This window comes from Halostella limicola (genome assembly GCF_003675875.1).
Taxonomy (GTDB): Archaea; Halobacteriota; Halobacteria; order Halobacteriales; family Natronoarchaeaceae; genus Halostella; species Halostella limicola.
In genome coordinates this window covers 467071-489134 of the sequence record NZ_RCDI01000001.1, presented here as the reverse complement: position 1 = coordinate 489134, position 22064 = coordinate 467071, and the positions used below count along the sequence as shown (strand labels likewise).

18 protein-coding genes and 1 pseudogene are annotated in these 22064 nt (G+C 62.2%); 12 read left to right on the top strand and 7 right to left on the bottom strand.

The genetic code is table 11. The annotated features are described in order from the left end of the window. Positions 1 to 202: 202 nt before the first annotated feature. Complete coding sequence (locus tag D8670_RS03570; protein ID WP_121816726.1) at positions 203 to 1126, bottom strand: NAD-dependent epimerase/dehydratase family protein; 924 nt, start codon at positions 1124 to 1126, stop codon at positions 203 to 205. Positions 1127 to 1548: 422 nt separating this feature from the next. Here D8670_RS03570 and D8670_RS03565 point away from each other — a divergent pair, with 422 nt between their 5' ends. From D8670_RS03565 to D8670_RS20630, 3 genes are all read left to right on the top strand, one after another. Then, complete coding sequence (locus tag D8670_RS03565; protein ID WP_121816725.1) at positions 1549 to 1818, top strand: hypothetical protein; 270 nt, start codon at positions 1549 to 1551, stop codon at positions 1816 to 1818. A gap of 415 nt (positions 1819 to 2233) precedes the next feature. Next, the gene (locus D8670_RS03560; protein ID WP_121816724.1) at positions 2234 to 3013 is read left to right on the top strand and encodes a helix-turn-helix transcriptional regulator; all 780 of its coding nucleotides are present in this window, start codon (positions 2234 to 2236) and stop codon (positions 3011 to 3013) included. A gap of 193 nt (positions 3014 to 3206) precedes the next feature. Next, a complete protein-coding gene (locus D8670_RS20630) occupies positions 3207 to 3965 on the top strand; it encodes a helix-turn-helix transcriptional regulator (RefSeq protein ID WP_162994148.1) in 759 nt (252 codons plus the stop codon). Between the two features lie 82 nt (positions 3966 to 4047). Here D8670_RS20630 and D8670_RS03550 read toward each other — a convergent pair. Beyond that, positions 4048 to 5073: pseudogene (locus D8670_RS03550) on the bottom strand (DUF1616 domain-containing protein); the annotation flags it as partial. A 42-nt stretch (positions 5074 to 5115) separates the two neighbouring features. Then, entirely contained in the window at positions 5116 to 6192 is a 1077-nt protein-coding gene (locus D8670_RS03545; RefSeq protein WP_121816721.1) for a hypothetical protein, read from the bottom strand. 352 nt (positions 6193 to 6544) lie between these two features. On the opposite strand from D8670_RS03545, the gene D8670_RS03540 reads away from it, so the two are divergent. The 7 genes from D8670_RS03540 (at position 6545) to D8670_RS03510 (ending at position 15460) form a co-directional block, all read left to right on the top strand. Continuing rightward, entirely contained in the window at positions 6545 to 9775 is a 3231-nt protein-coding gene (locus tag D8670_RS03540) for a PGF-pre-PGF domain-containing protein (RefSeq protein WP_121816720.1), read from the top strand. Between the two features lie 55 nt (positions 9776 to 9830). Then, positions 9831 to 10547: an ABC transporter ATP-binding protein gene (locus tag D8670_RS03535; protein WP_121816719.1), complete on the top strand. Its 717-nt coding sequence runs from the start codon at positions 9831 to 9833 to the stop codon at positions 10545 to 10547. Beyond that, complete coding sequence (locus tag D8670_RS03530; RefSeq protein ID WP_162994147.1) at positions 10540 to 11778, top strand: ABC transporter permease; 1239 nt, start codon at positions 10540 to 10542, stop codon at positions 11776 to 11778. The genes D8670_RS03535 and D8670_RS03530 overlap by 8 nt, the downstream gene beginning before the upstream one ends. A gap of 23 nt (positions 11779 to 11801) precedes the next feature. Further along, entirely contained in the window at positions 11802 to 13007 is a 1206-nt protein-coding gene (locus tag D8670_RS03525) for an ABC transporter permease (protein WP_240147215.1), read from the top strand. 110 nt (positions 13008 to 13117) lie between these two features. Continuing rightward, positions 13118 to 13396 (top strand): DUF8044 family membrane protein, encoded by a 279-nt coding sequence (locus D8670_RS03520; RefSeq protein ID WP_121816716.1) that lies wholly within the window; start codon positions 13118 to 13120, stop codon positions 13394 to 13396. Further along, on the top strand, positions 13393 to 14466 hold the full coding sequence (locus D8670_RS03515) for a DUF4350 domain-containing protein (RefSeq protein WP_121816715.1): 1074 nt from the start codon (positions 13393 to 13395) through the stop codon (positions 14464 to 14466). Before D8670_RS03520 ends, D8670_RS03515 begins: the two co-directional genes overlap by 4 nt. Continuing rightward, complete coding sequence (locus D8670_RS03510; protein ID WP_121817551.1) at positions 14459 to 15460, top strand: AAA family ATPase; 1002 nt, start codon at positions 14459 to 14461, stop codon at positions 15458 to 15460. The genes D8670_RS03515 and D8670_RS03510 overlap by 8 nt, the downstream gene beginning before the upstream one ends. A gap of 45 nt (positions 15461 to 15505) precedes the next feature. Here the strand turns inward: D8670_RS03510 and D8670_RS03505 are convergent, their stop codons facing one another. Genes D8670_RS03505 through D8670_RS03495 form a run of 3 tightly spaced genes read right to left on the bottom strand, consistent with a single transcriptional unit; the run spans position 15506 to position 18293 of the window. Beyond that, positions 15506 to 16381: a DUF7982 domain-containing protein gene (locus D8670_RS03505; RefSeq protein ID WP_121816714.1), complete on the bottom strand. Its 876-nt coding sequence runs from the start codon at positions 16379 to 16381 to the stop codon at positions 15506 to 15508. Next, a complete protein-coding gene (locus D8670_RS03500; protein ID WP_121816713.1) occupies positions 16381 to 16833 on the bottom strand; it encodes a DUF8163 family membrane protein in 453 nt (150 codons plus the stop codon). The genes D8670_RS03505 and D8670_RS03500 overlap by 1 nt, the downstream gene beginning before the upstream one ends. Continuing rightward, positions 16830 to 18293, bottom strand: coding sequence for a DUF58 domain-containing protein (locus D8670_RS03495; protein WP_121816712.1), 1464 nt, complete (start codon positions 18291 to 18293; stop codon positions 16830 to 16832). The genes D8670_RS03500 and D8670_RS03495 overlap by 4 nt, the downstream gene beginning before the upstream one ends. A 139-nt stretch (positions 18294 to 18432) precedes the next feature. Between D8670_RS03495 and D8670_RS20625 the strand changes: the two genes are divergently transcribed. Further along, entirely contained in the window at positions 18433 to 20544 is a 2112-nt protein-coding gene (locus D8670_RS20625) for a hypothetical protein (RefSeq protein WP_162994146.1), read from the top strand. 31 nt (positions 20545 to 20575) lie between these two features. Then, a complete protein-coding gene (locus D8670_RS20620; RefSeq protein ID WP_162994145.1) occupies positions 20576 to 20737 on the top strand; it encodes a hypothetical protein in 162 nt (53 codons plus the stop codon). Between the two features lie 36 nt (positions 20738 to 20773). Here D8670_RS20620 and gdhB read toward each other — a convergent pair whose 3' ends face one another. Beyond that, positions 20774 to 22063 carry a glutamate dehydrogenase GdhB gene (gdhB, locus tag D8670_RS03485; RefSeq protein WP_121816710.1) on the bottom strand — a complete coding sequence of 430 codons (1290 nt, stop codon included), beginning with the start codon at positions 22061 to 22063 and terminating at the stop codon, positions 20774 to 20776. Between the last annotated feature and the right edge of the window lies 1 nt (position 22064).

Here is a 22064-nt window from a genome sequence, read left to right as displayed (position 1 = left end):
TACCACTGAAGGGACATCGTCGACGACACCTCCCCCCAGCTTATCCGCGACAAGGTGACAGATCACTTGTGAATCGACGTTCGAACGTACGAGAAGGGTGTTCATCGTCGACGGACTCGGTTGCTCGTCGGTCCCTTCGCCGTTTGAGTATTCGACTTGGAAGTGAAGTCATAATCACTCTAGGCGGGCGAGATTTCTTCGCTTAGCGCCCCGACGTCGTCGCCACCCGCCGTCGGAGCCATGTGTCCAGTTCCACCGTCGGCTCGTATCCGAGCACGGTGCGAGCCCGAGAGAGGTCCGCCTGACTCCGCTGCACGTGTCCGCGGCGCGGTTCGGCATACTCGATCGTCGCGGCAGGGTTCGTCTGATCCCGAACGGTCCGCGCGAGGTTTTTGATGGTGGTCCCCGACCCGGTGCCGACGTTAAACGCCTGCCCCGTGTGGTCGGTCGTCGCGGCAAGGAGGTTCGCCCGCACGACGTCCGAGACGTGGACGAAGTCCCGCACTTGGCTCCCGTCGCTCTCGACGGTGATCCGGCCGTCGCGTGCCTGGTCGAGGAAGGCGCCGACTGCGCCCCGGATCGCGTCACCGCCGACCGTCTTCCCGTACACGTTGAAGTACCGGAGGACGACGGTCTCGACGCCGTGGAGCTCGTGCCACTGCCGGCCGTAGTGGTCGACCGCTAGCTTCTGGGTGCCGTAGGGGGTGAGCGGGCGCGTCGGCGCAGTCTCGGGAATGGGCAGTGTCTCGGCGTCGCCGTATACCGCAGAACTGGACGGCAGGACGATACGGGCATCCTGTCGCCGGGCCAGTTCGAGCAGCTCCAGTGTCGCCGTGACGTTCACTTCGTTGGCGACCGCCGGCCGCTCGCGGGCGGCGGCGCCACCTATCACCGCCTGGTGGAAGATGAGGTCGACGTCGTCAGCCACGGCAGCCAGAGTCGACACGTCGCGGATATCACCCTCCAGGACGATCACGTCGTCCGGCAGCGTGTCGGGATCTGATGTCTGAAAGTGGTCCAGAGCGATGACGGTGTTGACGTCGCTGAGCGCTGCGACGAGGTGCCGGCCCACGAATCCGGCCGCCCCAGTGATGAGTATCGTCCGCCCGCGGACGGGAGGGACCATGTTAGCAGTACGTCTGCCGGACGGCCTAATTGTTATTCGACGACTACTCCCGTCACGCTGGACAGCGAGCACGGGGGCGCCGCCACATTACTGACCTAGATGTGGCAATGCCCTACCTCAGTGAGTGGTCAAACGAGTCACGGCGCGAACGCGGTACGCAGCGAGACGCCGCCAATAGTCACTGTGGAACATAGTAGCGACGCAGGAGTAACCACGAGAAATCGTCGACAGTCGCTTCTCCGAAGTCGCAGCACGCAAGGTTCCGTAACTTCTGCGGCGACGATGGCCGTTAGTGCCACTATAGCGGTGGGTCGCCAAGCGAGGAGAACGGTGCTGTCAAACGGGACCGAGAGCCGATAACGCCCTGTATGACCAGCACACTTATTGGATAGTTTACTAATCATAGATAATAAAGACCGTTTATGACTGAACCGACGCCGTCATCTACCAACGCGGGCCCTGCCAGGATCCTGCGCGTGAAATTCACCGAGGAACCTTCCCTCGAGGACTATCGGGTGACGGTGCAACACCCGAACGGCAAGCGTGTCGACGTCGCGGACAAGGATCTCGGCATCGATGGACGCGTGATCGAAGTGCGGAACCTGCATCGATACGCCGCGCTCTACGGAGACGGAGCGCTGCCAGACGGGATTACGGTGTCAGTGACGCCGACCGATGACGCCTCGGAGTAGCGAGCGGCGCTACAGTCAGAAGCTACCGAGCGATACACTGTAGGACACACCAAGCTATCGACGGGCACGATCAAAGCAGCCACTAACACCTGAATAGGCCGCTGGGCTACCGTACACAGATGGGCCAGTCATGCCCTCACCGTAGAGGCGACCGAGAGCAGGCCACCTCGCAAAGGTACTCGTTAGGAGTGGTTGTGATATCAGCGAGACCGCCCCTGCTGAAGATAGACACAATTCGGTGGGCCAACGGTGGCACCGCTACTGCGAAAAAACGCTATCTGTCATCACAGAAGCAATAGAAGAGCTAGTTTGGACTCTGATACTAAACTAGATAATTCACCACACGTTAGCCTGTCCGACAATGGAAAAGGCCTAAACCAGTTACTGTAGTAACATTATCTCCGGAGAGAAAACGATGAGTCAGGACCCGCGGCATCTGATGGACACGGTGTTCAAGCGGGTTGAGTTTCTCGAGTCGTTGAAAGATGATCCCGCGGAGAAACGAGACCTCGTGGATCGCATTGGTGTGTCTCGTTCGACTGTCAATCGTGCGATTAGGGACCTCGAACAGTGTGGACTCGTTGGATACCGCGATGGCGGATACCAGCTAACAGTCAGCGGCCATCTTCTGTACGACCAGTACAGCCGATACCAAACGGCGGTAAGGGCCATCGTCGACGCCAACAGCCTCCTCCAATTCATACCGGCGGCTGCACCGCTCAGCGTCGACTTTCTTCGCGGTGCCGACGTTGTTACGGCCGAGAACCCCGCCTCCCACATCCCGGCAACCACCCTCACTGATGCAATCCGTGGCGCCGACCGGATCCGTGGCATTTCGCGAACGCATGCCGCTGCCAAAACGGATGACGCGCTGCATAACGTGATAACAAACGGCGGCACCGTCGAGATCGTGTTTCGCGAGGAGGTGTACGAACACATTCTGTCGGCGTACGACTGGGTAGCCGACCGCGTCGAATCGGGGGACTATCGACCGTACGTTACGGACGACCTCCCCTACGGGCTGGCGATCGCCGACCACGGTGACGAGACGGTCGCCTGTCTGATCGTCTACGACGATACCAGTGTAATGGGAGTGATCGTCAACGATACCGACGCAGCGATTGAGTGGGCGACGGCCACAGTCGAAGCGTTTCGAGAGAAGGCCCGGCGGGTTCCCGACCGTGAGGCACAGTGAGTATTCCTTTCCCCCTCCACTTACCATCCCGCTTTGTTCGACCGATCTTCGTCTTACGAGTTGTACGAAATGCGGATTCTTATTAGTAAATTACCCGAAATCTGGTGACTAGGGATACGGAAAAAGCATAAAGAAGTTACTGTGGAAATAATACTGTGGAAGTTTAACAATGAGTCCTGGTCCACGTGAGGTGATGGAAACCGTCTTCAAGCGGGTCAAGTTCCTCAAAGCGTTAGACGGAAATCCATCGAACAAACGTGATCTCGTGGACCTAGTTAACGTCTCACGGTCGACCGTTAACCGAGCCATCTGGGACCTTGAACAGTTGGGACTCATCGAGTATGACGATGAGGGATATCGAGTCACTGTGAGTGGACGACTGCTTTATGAACAGTACGTCCGCTACAGGGACGGCGTCGTCGCCGTCATGGCTGCGGCCGACCTTCTCGCCCTCCTCCCCGGGGATGGGCCGATCAGTCTCGATCTTGTTCGTGATGCAGACATCTTCGTCGCCGAAGATCCCGCCCCCCACGTTCCGGTGACCATCCTCTCCAACATCATCCGTGAGAGCGAGCGCCTCCGGGGTATTTCGCGGGCACACGCGGCGCCGAAAACAGCCGACGCGCTCCATGATGCCATCTCGGGCGGTGCAACCGCAGAGATCGTGTTTCGCGAGGAGGTGTACGATCACGTTCGTGAGGCGTACGACTGGTTGACAGAACTGCTCGACGTCGGCAACCTGCGACCGTATCTTATCGACGACGTGCCGTACGGGCTCATTATCGCCGAGCACGTCGACCGAACGTACAGCTGTCTCGTGGTCTACGACGAGAACAGCGGCATCGGCGGCGTGCTCGTCAACGAGCGCGAAGCAGCGGTCGACTGGGCGATGAATGTATACGACTCGTATCGCCAGCAGGCGCAACCGGTGCCCCAACTAGACCAGAAGTAGACTGTACCGACGGTGTTGACAGAGGATTGCTCGTGAACGAATGTACTGCCCGTGCTGAAGCTGCTGATCCAGTGTCGGACTCGGAGACGTTCACCCAGAGATGCAACTCTCGGTACGCGGTCTCGACCGTCGGCTCGTCAGGCGCCTCATCTCGGTACAGCATGTACGTCAGTCGCAGACCCTCGCCAGTCATCGTCGGCGAGACGTTGTGTTTGTGGTGCCACGTCTCGTTGTGATCGATCTCGCCGGTCGAGAAGCGAGTCAGATCCTCGCGCTCCAACACTTGCGTCGAGTTATTTGTCGTCTCGACTCGCTGGAGTTGAACCACCACCTCGTACGTGGTCGGCTCGTGCTCGTGGTTCCCCACCCCGACGACGAGTTCTTCGCTTTCCCCACTGGTGACGTTCGACGGGTAGCCGTCGGCGACGAGCTCGCCGGTTTCGTTCTCGGTGAGGAGGTAGAACTCGGAGAACGACTCGCCCTGCTGGGGGACGGCGACTGCGTACCCCACGCTCCCGACCGCAAGGATCAGACTCAGGACGAGCACGACGTTCAAAACCGCGTCGGCGCGAGTATCCGGACTGAAGAGTTCCGAGCGTCCTGCCGCGAGCCACGCTCGATACGGAACCCGAAAGCGTTCGTCTTCCGGGAGAGCCAAGCGCCGCTGGGCGGCGACAGCCGTCGCGGCAAGCGTGAACCCAGTAACCGAGAGGAGAACCGGGACGAGGCGGATCCCCCACGGTGTGAAGTTGAGGACGAGACCGATCAACGGGACAATGGCGATGCTCAAGCCGAACGACAGGGCGACGCGCTCGATCCCGTCGATGCCCCGGTCGGCCATGCGTTCGATCCGGCCGTCGGCATCGGTGTCGTCCTCATCGACAGGCGGTTCTCCTGCTTCCGGAAAGAGGGCAGCGATGAATGCATACCCGGGGATAAAGAGCACGAACGGTAGCCCCACGACGACGCGAAGGGGCGTCTCTCGGACAACGGGTGTCAGAACCGCGATGTTCGTCAGTGCGACGAGGCCGACCACTGCAGCAAGGTCTGCGGGGAGAGAGCGAATGGGCGCCGGCAGCAACAGTTTCCACGCCCGAACGTCGGTCATACCAAAGTCATGTAGCAGGAGCGGTAAAAGCCAGTCGGATCCTTACCTCCGTCGACGAACGGCGAGAATGGCAACCGCGAGAACCGCTCCGACTGCGCCGACGGCACCGACACCGGGTTGGCCGGTCGACGCACTCGCATCGGTCGTTGTCGCGTTCGGCGTCAACACTCCCTCGTCCGTAGTCGACGTTGTCGCATCCGTTTCAGTGGTCGTTGGGGTCGTTTCCGTCGGTGTCGCGGTCGGAGTGGTTGTCTGCGTCGTCGTGGTCGTCTGTGTCGTCGTTGTCGTCCGGTTCTCGACTGTTGTCTGCGGTGCAGTCGTAGTAGGTTGCGTAGTCGTTGATTCCGTTGTCGTGGTGCGAGTCGTCGTCGGAGTGCTCGTGGTCGTCGGCTCGGGTTCCGTGATCTCAACGCTTGAGGCCCCACTGACGCCGACGATTTCTCGCTCACCGAAGGCCGTCTCATCGGTCCTGACGCCGGCGTAGACGTTGTACTCGCCGGTTCCGAGGTCGTCGGTCGGCACAGAGGCGGCGTAGGTCGTGTCCCCCTCCTGCGTCGCGGTCACGTTGACCGATTCGTCCTGGTCTGCGACTGAGATCTCGACACTATCGGGGGAAGCGGTATCTGCTGTTTGGGTCAGTTCGACCTCAACGTCGATAGCGTTGCCCGTCGTCACGCTCGAGGGGTGATCGACGGCGACGTCGTAGCCACGAACGACGAGCGGATGAATCGCCTCGTAGTCCCCGTCCTGGTACACGGTGACCAGATATGTTCCGGTATCGTACCCGGCGAGATCGAAGGAAACCGAACTGTCACCGTCACCCCGTTTCGAGGCCTCGATCTGCTCGTCGCCGTTGTAGAGATACACGCGGTACGACCCCTCGGGCGCGGTCACGTCGACTGACACCGAATCGCCGGGGTCAGCGACCGCGATGGCGGAGACGTCGTGGTCTCTGTCCTGAAACGTCACCGTTCGAGACGGCGTGTCGACGCTCTCGGCAATAGAGATATCGTACTCATTGCTTGCGCTGTCGGCCGTTCCGGCGGAAGGCAACGGCACGGCGACGGCCATAACGAGTAACAGACAGAGTAGTGTCGGAATCCGGACCCGTGTTTCCATAGTCGACCCAATTGGACCGTCGGAATAACGTTTGTGGATCAGACACGTAATAGAAATTATATTGGCGTAGGCGATCTCACTCCCGTTCTGGTTATCATTTTTGAAAATCCGCGAGCAGAGATTGAGTAAATGTTATACGACCACACAATGATGTGTTGGCTATGCGAAAGTACACGTCTAAAGGTACTACAAGGCCGGTGAGAGACTGGCCCGACGCAACAACCCATCGGGGCAGTTGCTCAAAAATCAAAAGGAGGGAAGTGGTATGAACAAGACGCGGACATCTGCCGCTACGATATTCGTCCTCGCTCTCGCAGTAACGCTTGTTGCAGCGCCGGTCGCCGCCGGCGGAATGAGTTCCGCAACTACGGAGGGGACTCAATCGAACGAGACGACCTACGCGGTCGTTCAGGACGGCGAGTGCATCGCTACCGTCGCGCCGTACGGCAACGGGTCGACCACAGTCGAGGAGTTCTACGATTATCGGGCCCACGATGGAAACTACAGCTCGCACGGAACGATACCCCTCCAGGAGAACGAGACGAGTCAACTGTTGCTGTATAATGGTGCAGAAGGTCTGAGCCTCGTCATCGTCCACGACGAGCTAGGGAGTGATAGCGGCGGCGGAAACGTCTCGTTCAACATCTCCGGTGTCCCCTCCGGGAGCGAGTGGGCCGTGAAAGACGATTACTACGGTGACGGGACGTCACCGAACCTCCACGATAACTTCACCATTGACGGGAATGCGAGTCACGTCGACTGGTTCTGGACGGGTGCTCGGACTGATGGCGGAGCACTACGTGGGCTCGAGAGCGATGACTTCGAGGGGCTGTTCATCCAGCCTGGGTTTAACCAGAATGCCCACCACCAGCACCCCGAGGAGGATGACCGCTACGGTGGCGGTGAAATCAAATCATGGAACATCCTCTCCGGTGACGGCTCCTCCGCGTCGCTCGATATGTCTCAGAACGTAACGATCGTCGAGGGGTCGTGTCAGGCGGCGGAGGCTGCGGCCCTACTCGAAAAGGTCGACGTCTGGGACCGGTCAGTCCTGCCGCTCCGGACGGACGAGTCGACCGCGGCGACCGCGATCCCCAACGCCGACTGGCGGATCCGGAGCCCGAGTGGTGACGAGACGAACCTGAACAAGGACCCGATCGCGGTCTACAACGAGAGCGACACCGTGACGGTCGAGTTCGACCTCAGCACCGCCAACGGGAACTCCGCGGAGTTCCGCAACGAAGACGTCCACCTCGTCGCTGGACGCATGCAGACGCAGAATCTCGACTCGCTCTCGTTACTGGAGATGAGCGTCTCGGACGTCAACGCGAACGTCGAATTCACGAGCGTCGGGAACGCGACGCTGGACGAGAACGGCGACGCCACGTTCCAGTTCCAGCCGACGCAGTCGGGCCAGTACGCCCTCATGATGGTCAACGCCTCCGGCGGTAACGGCTTCGTCGTCTCCGACGGTAACCTCTCCATCGACGGGAACGTCACCGTCCTCGGCGTCGAACAGGCCGCAGTCCAGGAAGGTGCGTCGACGGTCGACCCGACGACGATCGACGAGCAGTCGTCGGTCGCACCTGGCGCGAATCTCACGTTCGACGCCACCGCGGGCACCTCGGACGGAACGGTCGGTCACACCGTCGTTGTGTACGACGAGATGACTGGGTGGGTAAACCAGAGCTTCGTCATCGACGTTGAGGAAGAGATCTCCTCGGACTTCAACGTCTCCGAGGACGTGACGATCGAGCACTCAGTGAATCGAACGAACGGCGTCCTACGGGTGAACAACCAGCGCCGAATGTCTCCGGTCAATATCCCGGAAGTCATCGACGCCGTCGCACCTGACTCCGTCGAACCGAACACCGAATACATCGCTGCGGAGGGCGGCGAGCGCCTCGACGTCTCACTGACGGCGATCAACGGGACCGCCAGCGAGACGATCACCGTGGAGACGCTCGACAACTGGACGACGAACACGCAGTACCGCTGGGTCCACGTCGCCGTCGAGGACGACGGGACGACGATGTACACCGATACGGGAACGTTCCAACTCGACGACGGAACGGACTCCGGCGACGACGGGAGCGACGGCAACGAAACTGACGACGGTAACGAGACCGACGACGGCAACGAAACCGACGAAGGCGGTGCACCCGGAGTCGGTGGCGGCGGTGGCGGTGCTCCCCCCGGCGGCGTCGGCCCACCGATCAAGCCCACCGAGATTAACGTCACGAACGACAACGGCAGAGCGGTGATTCAGATCCGCAACGCCAAGGCGTTCCAGGCGGTCGATGTCAACGTCTCCTCGGTGTTCGCGAACCAGGAGAACGTCCGGCTCGAGGAGGTGTCCGTCGAGTTCACGCAGAACATGGACTTCGACATGACGGTCGCGCAAGGGACCGAGCGGCCGCCCTCGATGCCCGGCGCGAACGCCGGCGTCGAGTACATCAACGTCTCGTACGACGAGGAACCGCCGACTGATGACGTCTCGTTCACGTTTACCGTCGACCAGTCGATGCTCGACGAGGGGGGCCACTCCTTCACCGACATCTCGATGTATCGGTACAGCGACGGCGAGTGGCAGGAGCTCGATACCACGCCGGTCACGTCGACCGAGTCGGGCTACCGGTACCGCGCCGAGTCGCCCGGGCTGTCGCTGTTTGCAGTCGGAGCCTCCGCGCCCGGCCCGGCCGAGCCCTCGTACGAGATAACCGACGCGTCGATCGAACCGGACGTCATCACGGTCGGCGAGGAGACGGCCATCAGCGCCACCGTCGAGAACACCGGCGACTCGGAGGAGACGTTCACCATCGACCTCACCGTCGACGGTGAAGTCGTCGACCAGCAGTCCGTCACCCTCGCGCCGGGCGAATCCCAGCAGGTGACGTTCACTCGAACGTTCGATGAATCTGGACGCTATCAGATCGGTATCGGCGGCGTCGACGCCGGCGAACTCGCCGTCGGCGATGAAGCGTCGACGACGACCACGACCGCCGCACCCGCGTCCCCTGTCGGAGACGACGACGGTCCGGGTGTGCTGCTGTGGTTCGTCCTACTGGTCCTGCTGGCGATCATCGGCCTCGCTTACTACGCGTGGCAGAGCGACGACCACGACTTCCCGCCGGAAGGCTTCGGCGGAGGGTCGAACGGTCCCGGTGACGCCGGGACCGACGACGTCCTCGACGACCCCGCCCAAGGGATGGGGAGCGCCGGTGACACGTCCCCGGAAACCCAGGAGGCTCCCTCGGGATGGTCCGATAGCGGCGTCGAAGCGGACGACGCACCCGCATCTGAATCGCTTGACGAGACGCCTGACGATTCGAGCGGTGAGCCGTCATCCCGATCAGCGGATAAGGCTACGACGGAACCTGACGACGGCCTGAACGCTGCGACGGGATTCGGCACGACGGGTGGCCCGGAAGAAACTCGAAATGAACCGACAGCGTCCGATGTATTCAGCGACGAGCAGACCTCGGCCGATGCCGATCCTGAGTCGTCGACATCGGACGACACTGACGACGGCGAGGAACTCGATGCGGCCGATATCTTAGACGAGTCAGGCGACGATTCGTAGGGGTCGGCCAAACAAGACGTTTAAGTCCACCCTCTTCTTTTCCTTTTCCAACGTAATGGTAACGAATCCGATACTCGCCTGCCGATCGCTGACGCGCGAGTACACCCGCGGCGGCAGGGGACTGCTCGATCGCTTCCGGTCGCGGGAGTATCCGACGGTCCGGGCGCTCGACGGCGTCTCACTCGACGTCGCGGCAGGCGACGTCGTCGGCCTCGCCGGTCCCAGCGGGAGCGGGAAATCGACGCTGCTGCACCTGCTTGCCGGCCTCGACGCACCGACTCGTGGGAGTATTCAGATCGGCGGCACTGACGTGTCGGAACTCTCCAGTCGGGGGCGAACGCGACTCCGTCGTGACCGCGTCGGGATCGTCTTCCAACGGTTCTATCTCCTCCCGTCGCTGTCGGCCCGCGGCAACGTCGCGCTGCCGTTGGTCGAGCAGGGCACTTCGAAGCGACGACGGCGAGAACGAGCGACGTCCCTCCTCGAAGCCGTCGGCCTCGGCGATCGCATCGACCACTCCCCCGACGAGTTGAGCGGCGGCGAACAGCAGCGAGTCGCTATCGCGCGGGCGCTCGCGTCGGATCCGGACGTCGTCCTCGCCGACGAACCGACTGGTGAACTGGACTCGGAAACCGGTGACCGAGTACTCGACGTCCTGACCGACGTCGCGGACGACCGCGCAGTAGTGCTCGCCTCCCACGACGAGCGCACGCTCGCTCGGACCGACCGCGTCGTTCGCCTGCGCGACGGCCGACGGGTGGACGATGGATAGGCGCGGCATCCGGCGGCTGGCCGGCCTCGCCGGGATCGGCGCACGCGGTGTCATTGCCCGTCTCTTCGGCAGCGAATCGCGGCGCGTACTAGTGACCGTCCTCGGTGTCGCTATCGCCATCGGCTTCACGCTGACCGTCACCGGCGTGTCGCTCGGCCTGGCCGGCCAGACGACGGTCCAGAGCGAGGACGTCGACTACTGGATCGTCCCGGAGGGCGGTGCCTCGCCGATGACGGTCGCCTCGGACGGGGTCCGCCTCGGTGGCACCCACACGACGGCGGCATCGATCGCTGCGGATTCGCGGGTCGAGTACGCAACACCGGTGCTGCTCGAGTTTATCCGTCTCGAGCATGCCGCGGCGGGGACGGCCGAGTACGTCCTCGCGGTCGGCGTCGTTCCCGCGGCCGACGGCTACGAAGTGGCTGGCGTCTCGACGGCCGGCATGACACCCGGCGATCCCGGTTACGCGAACGGGTCGTACGACGGCGCTCGCACGAACGAAGTCGTCTTGAGCGAGAGCGCTGCCGATCTTCTGAACGCCTCACGTAGCGACGCGCTGACTCTCCGCACCCGGAACGCCGAACCACAGTCGATGACCGTTGTCAACGTCACTGCAGGCCAGTCCACGGGAATGGGATCCGTTCCGATCGCCGTGATGCATCTCAGCGAACTCCAGGCGGTGACGGGAGCGATGGACGGCGACCAGGCGAACCAGTTGCTCGTGCGAACGAACGATCCGTCCGTCCGCGACGACCTAGCGGGGACGTATCCCGAGACGAACGTGATCGCCCGTGGTGACGTCGGTGTCGCGCGCGGCGACGTCGGCGACCTCCCGATGGCCGTCGCGGCGGCCGCGTTCGTCACGGCCGTCGCCGTCGGTGCGTTGGCCGTCGCCACAACGATGGGCCTGGAGGTGACGAGCGACCGTCGCCGCCTCGCCCTGCTGTCGGCAGTCGGGTTTTCGCGGCGTTCGCGCGCCCTCGTCGTCTTCGCAGAGGTGCTTACTGTCGCCGTCCTCGGGGGGGTACTCGGCGTCCTCGTCGGCGGCGCCGGCATCGTCGCGACGAACCGCTTTGCGGCGTCGTACTTCGAGCAGACCACTGTTGCACAGTTCCACCCGGGACTCGCCCCATACGGGATCGGGCTCGCGGTCGTGATCGGCGTCATCGCGTCGTTGTATCCGGTGTACCTGAGCTATCGTGCACGGCCGATGGAGGTGCTCGGGCGATGAGCCGCCTGCGACGCCTTCGGGCGATGTGCGGCGTGGCCGGCGCGCAGCTCACCCACGACCCTGGCCGCACCGCGCTCGCAGCGTTCGGCATCGCGTTGGCCGTCGTCGCGACGACGGTGCTTGCCGGCGTCGGCGTCGGCGTCCTCGCGACCGGCGAGGCGAAGTTCGACGCCGCCGACCGCGACCTGTGGGTGACCGGCGGGCCGGTTCGGCTGGCGCCCGGGACCGTTGGCGGCATCGAGAACACCGTGGTCGACTCACATACGGTCGCCGACGAGATCGAATCGCGTGATGACGTCAAGAACGCTGTCCCGATGGCGTTTCAGTCGGTGTACGTCAGTGCGAACGGCTCGTCGTTTGAGACCCACGTTGGGGCCGGAGTCTCAGGTGGCGGCCCCTCGGTCACGATGGAGGAAGGGAGGCAGTTCGAAGCGGGCGATGGCCACTACGCGAACGGCACGTACGACGGTCCGATGACACACGAAATCGTGATCGATAGGCAGACGGCGACCCGCTTTAACGTCTCGGTCGGCGATACACTGTACGTCGGCGGCACCATTCAGACGGCGCGGGAACACGAGTTCACTGTCGTCGGGATATCGCCCACGTTTTCGCGGTTCCTTGGTACACCGACCGTGACGATGCCCCTGAGCGAACTCCAACAGGTGACTGGGTCGACAGCCACTGATCGGGCGACGTTCATCACGGTCACCGTGGCCGACGGCGAGGACCCCAAAGCAGTGAAAGCGGGGATTGAAACTCAGTATCCCGACTACGAGGTCCGCACCAACGAGGAACAGATCCAGGCGATCCTCGGCGACCAGGCCGTCGTGATCGCCAGTGCAGCCAGCCTGACCGTGCTGTCAGTCGTCGGTGGGCTCGCGCTGACCACGAACGTAATGGTCGCCGTGATCTACCGCCAGCGACGCGAGCTGAGCGTGCTCAGGGCGCTCGGGTGGTCGCCGCGGTCCGTCGTCGGCACGACGACGATCTGGGCATTGCTACTCGGTCTCGTCGGGAGCGCCATCGGCGTCGCGGTCGCGTTCCCGGCCGCCGCGGCGTTGAATCATATCGTTGCCGCTATCGTTGGCTTCGAGGGACTGGTCCGTACGCCGACGCGAGTGGTTGCCGGCGGCGCCGCGTTGGGGATCGTCGTGAGTACCCTCGCAGCGCTGGCAATCAGCGTGCTGGTAAATCGGACGGCGACACCGGCGGAGACGTTGCGCTGAGATCACTGTCATGAGGTAGAAGATCTCGCTTCCGCCGAGTGGTTCCTCGTCTGGATACGCGATATTAGAGGCGTCAGTGATTTAAGACCCGAACTCATCAAAAACCTGTAATGCCGACACGACGACGCTGGCGATTCATCCACGGACAGGTAGCCTGGATGCTCGCCACCATCGTCTGTCTCTCCGTGCTGGGATCGCTCTCGCTAGAGTTGTTCTTCGTCGTGTCGCTCATCGGCTTTCTCGTCGTTGTAGAACTTACCGCACCGTTTTCTGTCACGCCGCGATGGCGAGCACGCCTGAAGTGGATCATCCTCGCCGGATTGGCCGGGTTCGCCTACATCGTCGTCAGACGCATCCTCGAGATCCTTCCGCCGGGGGTGATCGGATGAGATCGCCGTTCGACCTTGACTACCCACAACTCCTCCTCGCGGCGCTCGTCGTCATCACCCTCCTTGCCGGAGGCGTCGCGGCAAGCACGTCGACCGCGGGGTTCGGCGCGTACAACCCACAATGGGACGGTGCCGCCGACCTCCGAGAGGTAGCCGTGACTGAGGGAGCGGACTCGAGAGTCGTCACTGACACCGCCGAATACGACGCGACCGCGCCGAACGGATCAGTCGCCGTTGTCCTCTCGCCGGACGAGTCGTACGATCCGGACGAAGCGGCGCGGATACGGACGTTCGTCGAGAACGGCGGTACGGTGGTCGTTGCCGACGACTTCGGCGGAAACGGGAACGCTCTCCTCGCCGACCTCGGCGCGGACGCACGTATCAACGGCGACCCTCTCCGGGACGAACGACACTACTACCGATCGCCCAACTTCCCGGTCGCGAACAACGTCTCCAACCATACGCTGACAGCCGACGTCGGAGCGCTGACCCTGAATCACGGTAGCGCCGTTGCACCCAACGGAGCGACCGTCCTGGTACGGACTTCGGAGTTCGCGTACGTAGACGCAAACCGGAACGAAGAAATCGACGACAACGAGACGTTAGCTTCCTCGCCGGTCGCAACGAGCGAATCCGTCGGCGAGGGCCGCGTCGTCGTGGTCGGTGACCCGAGCCTGTTCATCAACGCCATGCTGGACCGCGCTGGTAATCGCGCGTTCGTCGGTAACCTGTTCGGATCGGCCGATACCGTGATGCTCGATTACTCACACTCCGAACAGGTCCCGCCGCTTATCGGCGTGCTCATCGCTATTCAGCGGTCAGCGGTCCTGCAGATCGTTCTCGGGACGGCCGGCGTGCTCGGTATCGCACTGTGGGCCCGCTGGCCGACGGTCGACAGCGTCCTTCCGACGCTCGACGATAGCGAGGTGTCGACGGACTCGCCGTTTCTGACGGCGGACGATATCGCCGCGGCTGTCCGCGAGCGACATCCCGAGTGGGACGACAAGCGCGTCCAGCACGTGACAGAAGGGATTATGAGTCGGCGATTCCATTCTCAGAATGATGACTGATCCGTCCGCACTGTACGAGCAAATCCGCTCCGAGATGTCGTCCGTCCTCATCGGCAACGAGGACGTTCTGGAGTGTATCACGATCTCACTGCTAACGCGCGGTCACGTTCTCCTCGAGGGCGTTCCCGGCACCGCCAAGACGACGATGGCGAACCTCTTTGCGGAAGTGTCAGGGCTGAATTATTCGCGGATCCAGATGACGCCGGACATCCTCCCTGCAGACATTACAGGGACACGGGTGTACCGCGAGAACACTGGTGAATTCGAACTCCAGCGGGGCCCCGTGTTCGCCAACGTCGTGGTCGCCGACGAGATCAACCGTGCGACGGCGAAGACACAGAGTGCACTCCTTGAGGCGATGCAGGAAGACACGGTTACCATCGAAGGGGAGACACTCGACCTTCCGATCCCGTTTCTCGTGATCGCGACGCAGAACCCGATCGAGATGGAAGGGACGTTCGAACTGCCGGAGGCCCAGCGTGACCGCTTCCAGTTCAAACTCACTGTCGATATTCCAGACCGCGAGGAGGAGTCGGAGTTGCTCTCACGGTTCGACCGGGACCCGACGCTCGACTCCTCGTCCGTCGAGCAGGTCGTCTCTACAGAGGAGATCATCACTGCGCGGGAGACCGTCGATGACGTCTACGTCGACGAACAGGTCCGTGAGTACATTATCGACCTCGTTGCCGAGTCACGGGCACATCCCGACGTCGAACACGGCGGGTCGCCCCGAGCGTCGCTCGCATTGCTCAATGCGGCGAAGGCACGTGCGGCGATCCATGGCCGCGAGTACGTCATCCCGGACGACGTCAAGGCGGTTGCTGCCCCAGTCCTCGTCCACCGACTCGTGCTGAACGCCGACGCGGAACTGAGTGACGTTTCGCCGGAGACGATCGTCAAGGAGATCGTCGGAGACATCGAACCACCGAGCGGCATCGCACCGAACACCGAAACCGATTCCGAGACCGAGGCAGGAATCCCCCAGACCGACTAGCAGTCGGTTGTGTGAGTAATAATCCAGGAGTTTAGAAGACTGGCATCAGGTCGCTTCGTCCCAGCGAAGTGTCACGAGGTAATCCGCGCGGTCGTCCGGCGTCGCTGTCGTCTCGGTGGTGACCGGGACAGCGAGTTCCCGCGAGAGGCCGACCGCCAACACGGACTGGATCGGGTGGTCGAACAGATCCACGGCGCCGAACGTACTCCCTGTGACGGCCACGGTTGCCCGCCCCTCCTCGGCGCTGACGTCGACCGTTACACTCTCTGCAAGTTCGAACTGCTCGGCGACGGCCTCCGCGAACCGTTCGACGACAGCGGCGGGATCATCTTCGACGATGTCGGTTCCTGTTTCGTTGAACTCGCGCACGAGCGGCTCCCCGGTCGGGCGGAACGAGACGCCACGCGACGATTCCTCGGTCTCAAGGACGAACGGCGAGGCCAACGCGTCGGTATCTGGGAGCTGGTACTCCTCGTGCTGCGGGACGAACAGCCACGCTTCCGGATCGGGTGCATCCGTCGGGACGTACACCTGTCGGCGAGCCAAGCCGAGATCGTCCACGATTGCGGCTTCTGTCTCGGCCATGGCTCCGTACACCGACGACCCGACGCCGGCGGCGATGAACTGCTCTGGCGTGAGGTAATACACGAGGACGGCCGCGAACAGCCCAGTACCACCGAGCGCAAGGAGGACCTCCCGCACAGGTGGAAACAGCGCCGCACCGGCTGTCGCTGTTACCCCGATACCGGCGAGACCGAGGGCGGTCCGCCGGTAGCTACTTTGTCGCGCGAGCGCGTAGGACCGCCGAAGTCGTTCGTTCTCTTCGCGAAGCAGTTCGAGTTGGAGCTGCAACTCCTCATCGTCGGTCGTGGTCGATTCGTTCTTGTTCACGTGGTGTTGGGGAGAGTCGTTTCTGTTCATCAGTTAGCCTCCACGAGGTCGAACTCGACGAGTTGGTAGCGGTGCAAACCGTAGCTCCCGAACGCCATGATGATCGCCAGGACGGCGACGCCAGTCCACAGCGACCGGGTTCCAGCAAGTGCGATCCAGACGCTTCCGATGCTGATGCCGACACCGACGAGCGTCACAATCAGGTCTCGACCGGAAACGCGGGCGACGCCGGCGTCGATCAAGGTAGCCAGTAATCCCGCTTCCGTGACTACGAACGCTACCTGATCGATGCCGTCTGGAGACAGGGCAACCAGTAAAACGTGACCGATCGCGACCGCGTACGGGGCCGGAAGCATGAGAGAGAGACCGAGCAACACAGCGCCGTATCCCTCGGCGGTAAGGCCGAGCGTTGCGGCAGCGACGCAGAGACCGACTACGCCAACCAGCCCACTCGCGTAAATGGGTCGGAAGCCATCGCTCATGAGGTTCCCCTCCCTCTCGCGGAGCTACTCCGCCGCACGGCGCCAGCGGAAAGAACCGCCGACAACCGACTGGCCGGCCCGACTTCGAACGCCGAGACGCGTTCGAGATTCGCCAGCGAGCGGCGGAACGTCTCAAACTCCGAGTATTCGTTGTAAGCCGCTTCGAGATCGGAGAGACCGCCAGGTTCGAACAACACGCTCGGGGTGAGAAACACCATGACGTTCCCATTCCCGCGCCGGGCGAGTTTGACCGTTTCCCGAACCTCCGCTCGATCCGTGTCGTCAGTGATGATGACCGACCAGATGGCATCGCTCAGACGCGCCGTCCGCTGACGTACCGTCGCTGCTAGAGGGTCCTCGTCGACCCGGTGGACGTACTCCGATCGATCCTCAAAGAACGGCCGCAACGACGTGCCGAAGGGAGTCGAATCATCTCCGAGTATGTGACCGACCCGTCGGGCCTCGGTAGGAGAGCGACTGAGACGGCGCCACGTCGCTCGTTCGTCGTGTCCTGGCGGCCGGAGATCATTGATTGCGTGGCGGATCGCAGAGTAGTGGTCGGCTGATCCGCTTGGCGAATAGCTGTTCATCACGCCGTCATCGCCGACCGTGTACAGTCCGATCCGACTGTTCAGTGTCTTCGCGCTGTTGACGAACGCGAGGGCGACCTCACGCGCATAATCGAGTTTCGTTTCACCTTCAGGTCCGTCAGCCATCGCTGCCCGGTGGTCGACGAACAGGGCAGTAGTCGGGTCAGTTTCGAGTTCGAACTCCCGAACGTGCGGGTGGTTCAATCGGGCGGTCGCCTTCCAGTCGATACTCCGGATTTCGTCCCCCGGGACGTACTGTCGGACAGTCTCCGGTTCGATCCCTGCACCAGTCTGGTCGGCAGCATGTTCGCCGATCGCGGTCGCAACTTGTGATCCACCTTCGCCAATGTGCACGTCTCTCGGCGCACGCGGTTCGACAACTATCGATTTTATCGCCCCGATCGGTACGGTCGCTCGGAACAGCCCGAGTCCGTCACTCGCAGTGACAACCGGACGCCTAAAATCGTACGAGCCGGCGACGGGCATTGAAACGTCGAAGGTTGTTTTCGCCTCTCGGTCGTCGGTCTGTAGCTCCGCGATTCTGTCTTCGGAAACGTTGCCGGATGCAGCGACCGGCGGCAACGCTTCGACGGCCACATCGAGTCGCGGCGACGATATCGGACGTTCGACCGCCAGTGTTGTGGTCACCGTTTCACCCGTCATTACGGTCGTTCGAGAGAGGTGCTGTTCGATACTGAGCGAGTTAACGGTCGTTCGGAGGTTATCGAGGAAGAGGAACTGCTGTGCGAGTAACCAGCCGCCGAGCACTGCACCGCCGACCAGAAGGCCCAACTCACCGATGATAGCCCCACCGACCGAGAGAAAGGCGACAAGAAGGGAAAGAGCCCAGAACCGGCGTGTCGCTTGCATTATACAGACAGTGAAACCACTGACAATTGAATATGTTGGTCGCTGCCGACCGGCATTCACAACTATATCGAAGATCAAACGTATTACTCACACGGAAGGACTTTTATCGCTCCCATGTGTCCTGTCGTGTAGGTCTGAAGTGATTTCCCCTCCCCGAAATACGGTTGTCGTTCTCGGTCTTGCCGTGTTTATCTGCGTAGCGGCCGGACCGGGTACAGTCGTAGCCACCGCCGATCAGCCGGTCCACGATACGACTGCGACGGATACACCAGTATCGTTTGCTGAATCTGCAACGGTTACTGGGGAGAATAATTCGACTCAGCACGAGAACCCAGACAGAACGGCAGAAGACGGTGATACGGACGGTATCGAACGGTGGTTGACTAATCGTCTTGGCGATCGTCTTGCGGACAGCACGATCCAACTCAGTCAGGGCGAATACGACATTGCCCGCGAGTACGTTGGAGATAACTATTCTGATCGGTTAGGCCAGCTCGTCGACGTAGAGGGTGAGACGAGTAATAACGGCGAGAACGACCCAAGTTCAACGTTTGATCGGGCACAACGGAACCAGAATGAGTACATCTCGTCGGTGCAGGAGTACCGCGAAACGCATGAACGCTACGAACGAGCAAAGCAAAACGGCAATGAAAGCGGTGCCCGACAGCTCGCCCGCCAATTGGACGAGCTTTCGGAGGACGTGAATACAACGTCATCGGCACTACTGCGTGATTACGAAAACATCTCAAACACATCAGATAGCGACCTCCGAGAAGAGGGGCAGATTATCGAGAACGTCACGATAAATGTCACAGCGACTCAGCGGGAGATCCGTAGTGAAGAGTTCCTAGCAACGGATCTAACGGTGAGTGTTCGGTCGACGACCGTCTCGTTCTTGGAACCGCTCGTCGCGACGGGACGCGTGACGACTGCCAACGGGACGACGCTTACCGGCGAAACGGTAGAGCTCCGATTCGGAAACCGAACACAACAGGTGACAACCGACGGGGCAGGGAACTTCTCGGTGCTGCTCCGTCCCACGATTCAGTCACTTGACGAACCGAACGCGTCGATTCATTTCCGTCCCGAGGTCGATTCCATCTATCTCGGTACGGAACAGACAGTCCCGGTGGAGGTCAAGCAGGTTCGACCGGCTATATCGATCGATAGAGTGCCGCCAGCTGTCAAATACAATGAAACAGTAACAGTTACCGGCTCCGTATCGGCTGAGAATATATCAGCCGGGGATATCCCCGTCGTCGTTAGTATCGGTGACGAACGCCTAGGCGCAGTGCGAACCGACACGGACGGCACGTTCTCGCTGACGACTCGGGTCCCTGCGGACGTACCGACCGGCTCAAGGGAGATCAATGCGTCGCTGCCACTTCGGAACCGCGCTCTCGGGCCTGCTGGGACTGATCGTAACGTCACCGTTCTCGAGACGAATACATCACTGACGCTCTCGGGGACGATGGTCGGATCAGATCAAGTGCGTGCTTCCGGTACTCTGTCGACGGTCGAAGGCATTCCAGTCGGAGATCAGAGTATCGAGATCAGTGTCAACGGTTCGGTCGTTGAAACCGTCCGAACTGACGAAAACGGATCTTACGACCTGGTGCTGGATATACCGTCATCCGCGCTTGAAGCAGGGTCGGTGCGACTTAGCGCCATCTACGTAGATGACGAAACGAACATCGGTGACACGCGAGCCGAACAGATGATCGCTGTCGAGATCACCAAGCAGGGTTCAACTCATAACGAATCCACCACCCAAGGACTCCTCCCTAGTGGCTGGTGGATTTCTGTGTTCGTCGCACTCGCCGTCCTGATCGCGGTTGGCGGCATCTATCTGTGGCGGCACCGAACGACTGAGGTCCCGACTGGAACTCCGTCCGTTGAGTCAGCCGACAGTACCTCGACTACGGCAGAGCAGCCGTCTGGGCCGGACGACATCCTCGATACTGCGACAGCAGCACTGGAGGAGGGCAATGGTGACAGAGCCATCGAACTGGCGTACGGCGATATACGCCACCGCCTCTCGGAGTCGCTTGATCTCCCCTCGGTTCATACTCACTGGGAGTTCTATCAGGCGTGTGAATCCAGCAGTCTCGACAAGGATGCAATCAATACACTCGAACGATTGACCGAGTCGTACGAGCGTGCAGCATATGCGCCGGAAAGCCTCCCTCACAGTGAAGCGGACGCTATTCTCAGTGATATCCGTGACACAGATGCACTACATTCACGATAGAGGTTAAGTACGTAGTGAGTTTCTGCGGTCTGTGAATCGTCGCTCGTTCGTCTGGATCGAGGGGTTAGTTCGCACGCCGCCGCGGGTCGTCGCCGGCGGGGCCGCGCTCGGCGTCGTCGTGAGCACGGTCGCCGCGCTGGCGATCAGCGCGCTGGTGAATCGGACCGCGACGCCGGGAGAAATGCTGCGGTGAGGGCGGCGGACCGCGACTCGGCGGTGCCGGGGCCAGTCAGGGCCAGAGACCGCGCGCCGCCTTCGCCGCGCCGATGCGCTTCAGGGCGACGACGTAGGCGGCGTCGCGCCACGAGACGTCGCCCGCCTCGACCTCCGCGCGCACGTCGTCCCACGCCGACAGCATCTCGGACTCCAGTTCGTTGTACACGCGGTCCCGCGACCACTTGCGGCGGTTGATGTCCTGCAGCCACTCGAAGTACGAGACGGTGACCCCGCCCGCGTTCGCGAGGATGTCCGGGATGACGGTGACGCCGCGCTCCTGGAGGACCTCGTCGGCGGTGGAGGTCGTCGGCCCGTTCGCGCCCTCCACGACGACGTCCGCGTCGACCTCGTCGGCGTTGTCGGCGGTGAGGACGTTGCCGATCGCCGCCGGGATCAGGACGTCCACGTCGAGTTCGAGCAGCTCCTCGTTCGTGATCGTGTTCGGGGCGGCGTGGCCCATCACCCCCTCCGGCTGCTCGTGGTGGGACGGGACGGCGTGCGTGTCGAGCCCGTCGGTGTCGTAGATGCCGCCGTTGACGTCGCTGACCGCGACGACCGACGCCCCCCAGTCGTCGAGTAGACGGGCGGCGTTCGCGCCGACGCTCCCGAAGCCCTGGATCGCGACGGTCGTCTCCGAGAGGTCCTTGCCGTAGTGCTCGACGGCCTCGCGGGCGATGATGGCGACGCTGCGGCCGGGGGCTTCCTCGCGGCCGTGGCTGCCGCCGACGACCGGCGGCTTCCCCGTGACGACGCCGGGCGTCGTCTCGCCCTCCTGCATGCTGTAGGCGTCCATGAACCACGCCATAGTCTGGGCGTCGGTCCCCATGTCCGGCGCGGGGATGTCGCGCTTCGGGCCGACCTCGTCGCGGATCTCCTCGGCGAACCGGCGGGTGAGCCGCTCCTTCTCGCTCGCGCTGAGCGCCTTCGGGTTGACGACGATCCCGCCTTTCCCGCCGCCGAAGGGGATGTCCATCACCGCGCACTTCCAGGTCATCCACATCGACAGCCCGATGCACTCCTCGGCAGTCACGTCGGGGTGGTAGCGCAGGCCGCCCTTGTACGGCCCGCGGACGTCGTCGTGCTGGGCGCGATAGCCCCTGAACACCTCGACGTTGCCGTCGTCGCGCTTGAGCGGGACGGAGACCTCGACGACCCGCGTCGGGTACTTGAGCCGCTCAACGATCCCCGGGTCGATGTCGACGTGCGTCGCCGCTTCGACGAGCTGTCGCCGCGCGGTCTCCAGGGCGGACTCGTGGTCGGTGTCAGCGTTGGTCTCCGTCCGAGTGAGGTCTTGTGTAGTCATC

Bases quoted from the DNA above. Each gene is read 5' to 3' on its own strand.
- D8670_RS03515 (WP_121816715.1), top strand. From the start codon at position 13,393: ATGAGATCGCCGTTCGACCTTGACTACCCACAACTCCTCCTCGCGGCG.
- D8670_RS03545 (WP_121816721.1), bottom strand. From the start codon at position 6,192: ATGGAAACACGGGTCCGGATTCCGACACTACTCTGTCTGTTACTCGTT.
- D8670_RS03530 (WP_162994147.1), top strand. From the start codon at position 10,540: ATGGATAGGCGCGGCATCCGGCGGCTGGCCGGCCTCGCCGGGATCGGC.
- D8670_RS03560 (WP_121816724.1), top strand. From the start codon at position 2,234: ATGAGTCAGGACCCGCGGCATCTGATGGACACGGTGTTCAAGCGGGTT.
- D8670_RS03520 (WP_121816716.1), top strand. From the start codon at position 13,118: ATGCCGACACGACGACGCTGGCGATTCATCCACGGACAGGTAGCCTGG.
- D8670_RS03540 (WP_121816720.1), top strand. From the start codon at position 6,545: ATGAGTTCCGCAACTACGGAGGGGACTCAATCGAACGAGACGACCTAC.
- D8670_RS03500 (WP_121816713.1), bottom strand. From the start codon at position 16,833: ATGAGCGATGGCTTCCGACCCATTTACGCGAGTGGGCTGGTTGGCGTA.
- D8670_RS03525 (WP_240147215.1), top strand. From the start codon at position 11,802: ATGTGCGGCGTGGCCGGCGCGCAGCTCACCCACGACCCTGGCCGCACC.
- D8670_RS03505 (WP_121816714.1), bottom strand. From the start codon at position 16,381: ATGAACAGAAACGACTCTCCCCAACACCACGTGAACAAGAACGAATCG.
- D8670_RS20630 (WP_162994148.1), top strand. From the start codon at position 3,207: ATGGAAACCGTCTTCAAGCGGGTCAAGTTCCTCAAAGCGTTAGACGGA.
- D8670_RS03510 (WP_121817551.1), top strand. From the start codon at position 14,459: ATGACTGATCCGTCCGCACTGTACGAGCAAATCCGCTCCGAGATGTCG.
- gdhB (WP_121816710.1), bottom strand. From the start codon at position 22,063: ATGACTACACAAGACCTCACTCGGACGGAGACCAACGCTGACACCGAC.
- D8670_RS03570 (WP_121816726.1), bottom strand. From the start codon at position 1,126: ATGGTCCCTCCCGTCCGCGGGCGGACGATACTCATCACTGGGGCGGCC.
- D8670_RS03565 (WP_121816725.1), top strand. From the start codon at position 1,549: ATGACTGAACCGACGCCGTCATCTACCAACGCGGGCCCTGCCAGGATC.
- D8670_RS03495 (WP_121816712.1), bottom strand. From the start codon at position 18,293: ATGCAAGCGACACGCCGGTTCTGGGCTCTTTCCCTTCTTGTCGCCTTT.
- D8670_RS03535 (WP_121816719.1), top strand. From the start codon at position 9,831: ATGGTAACGAATCCGATACTCGCCTGCCGATCGCTGACGCGCGAGTAC.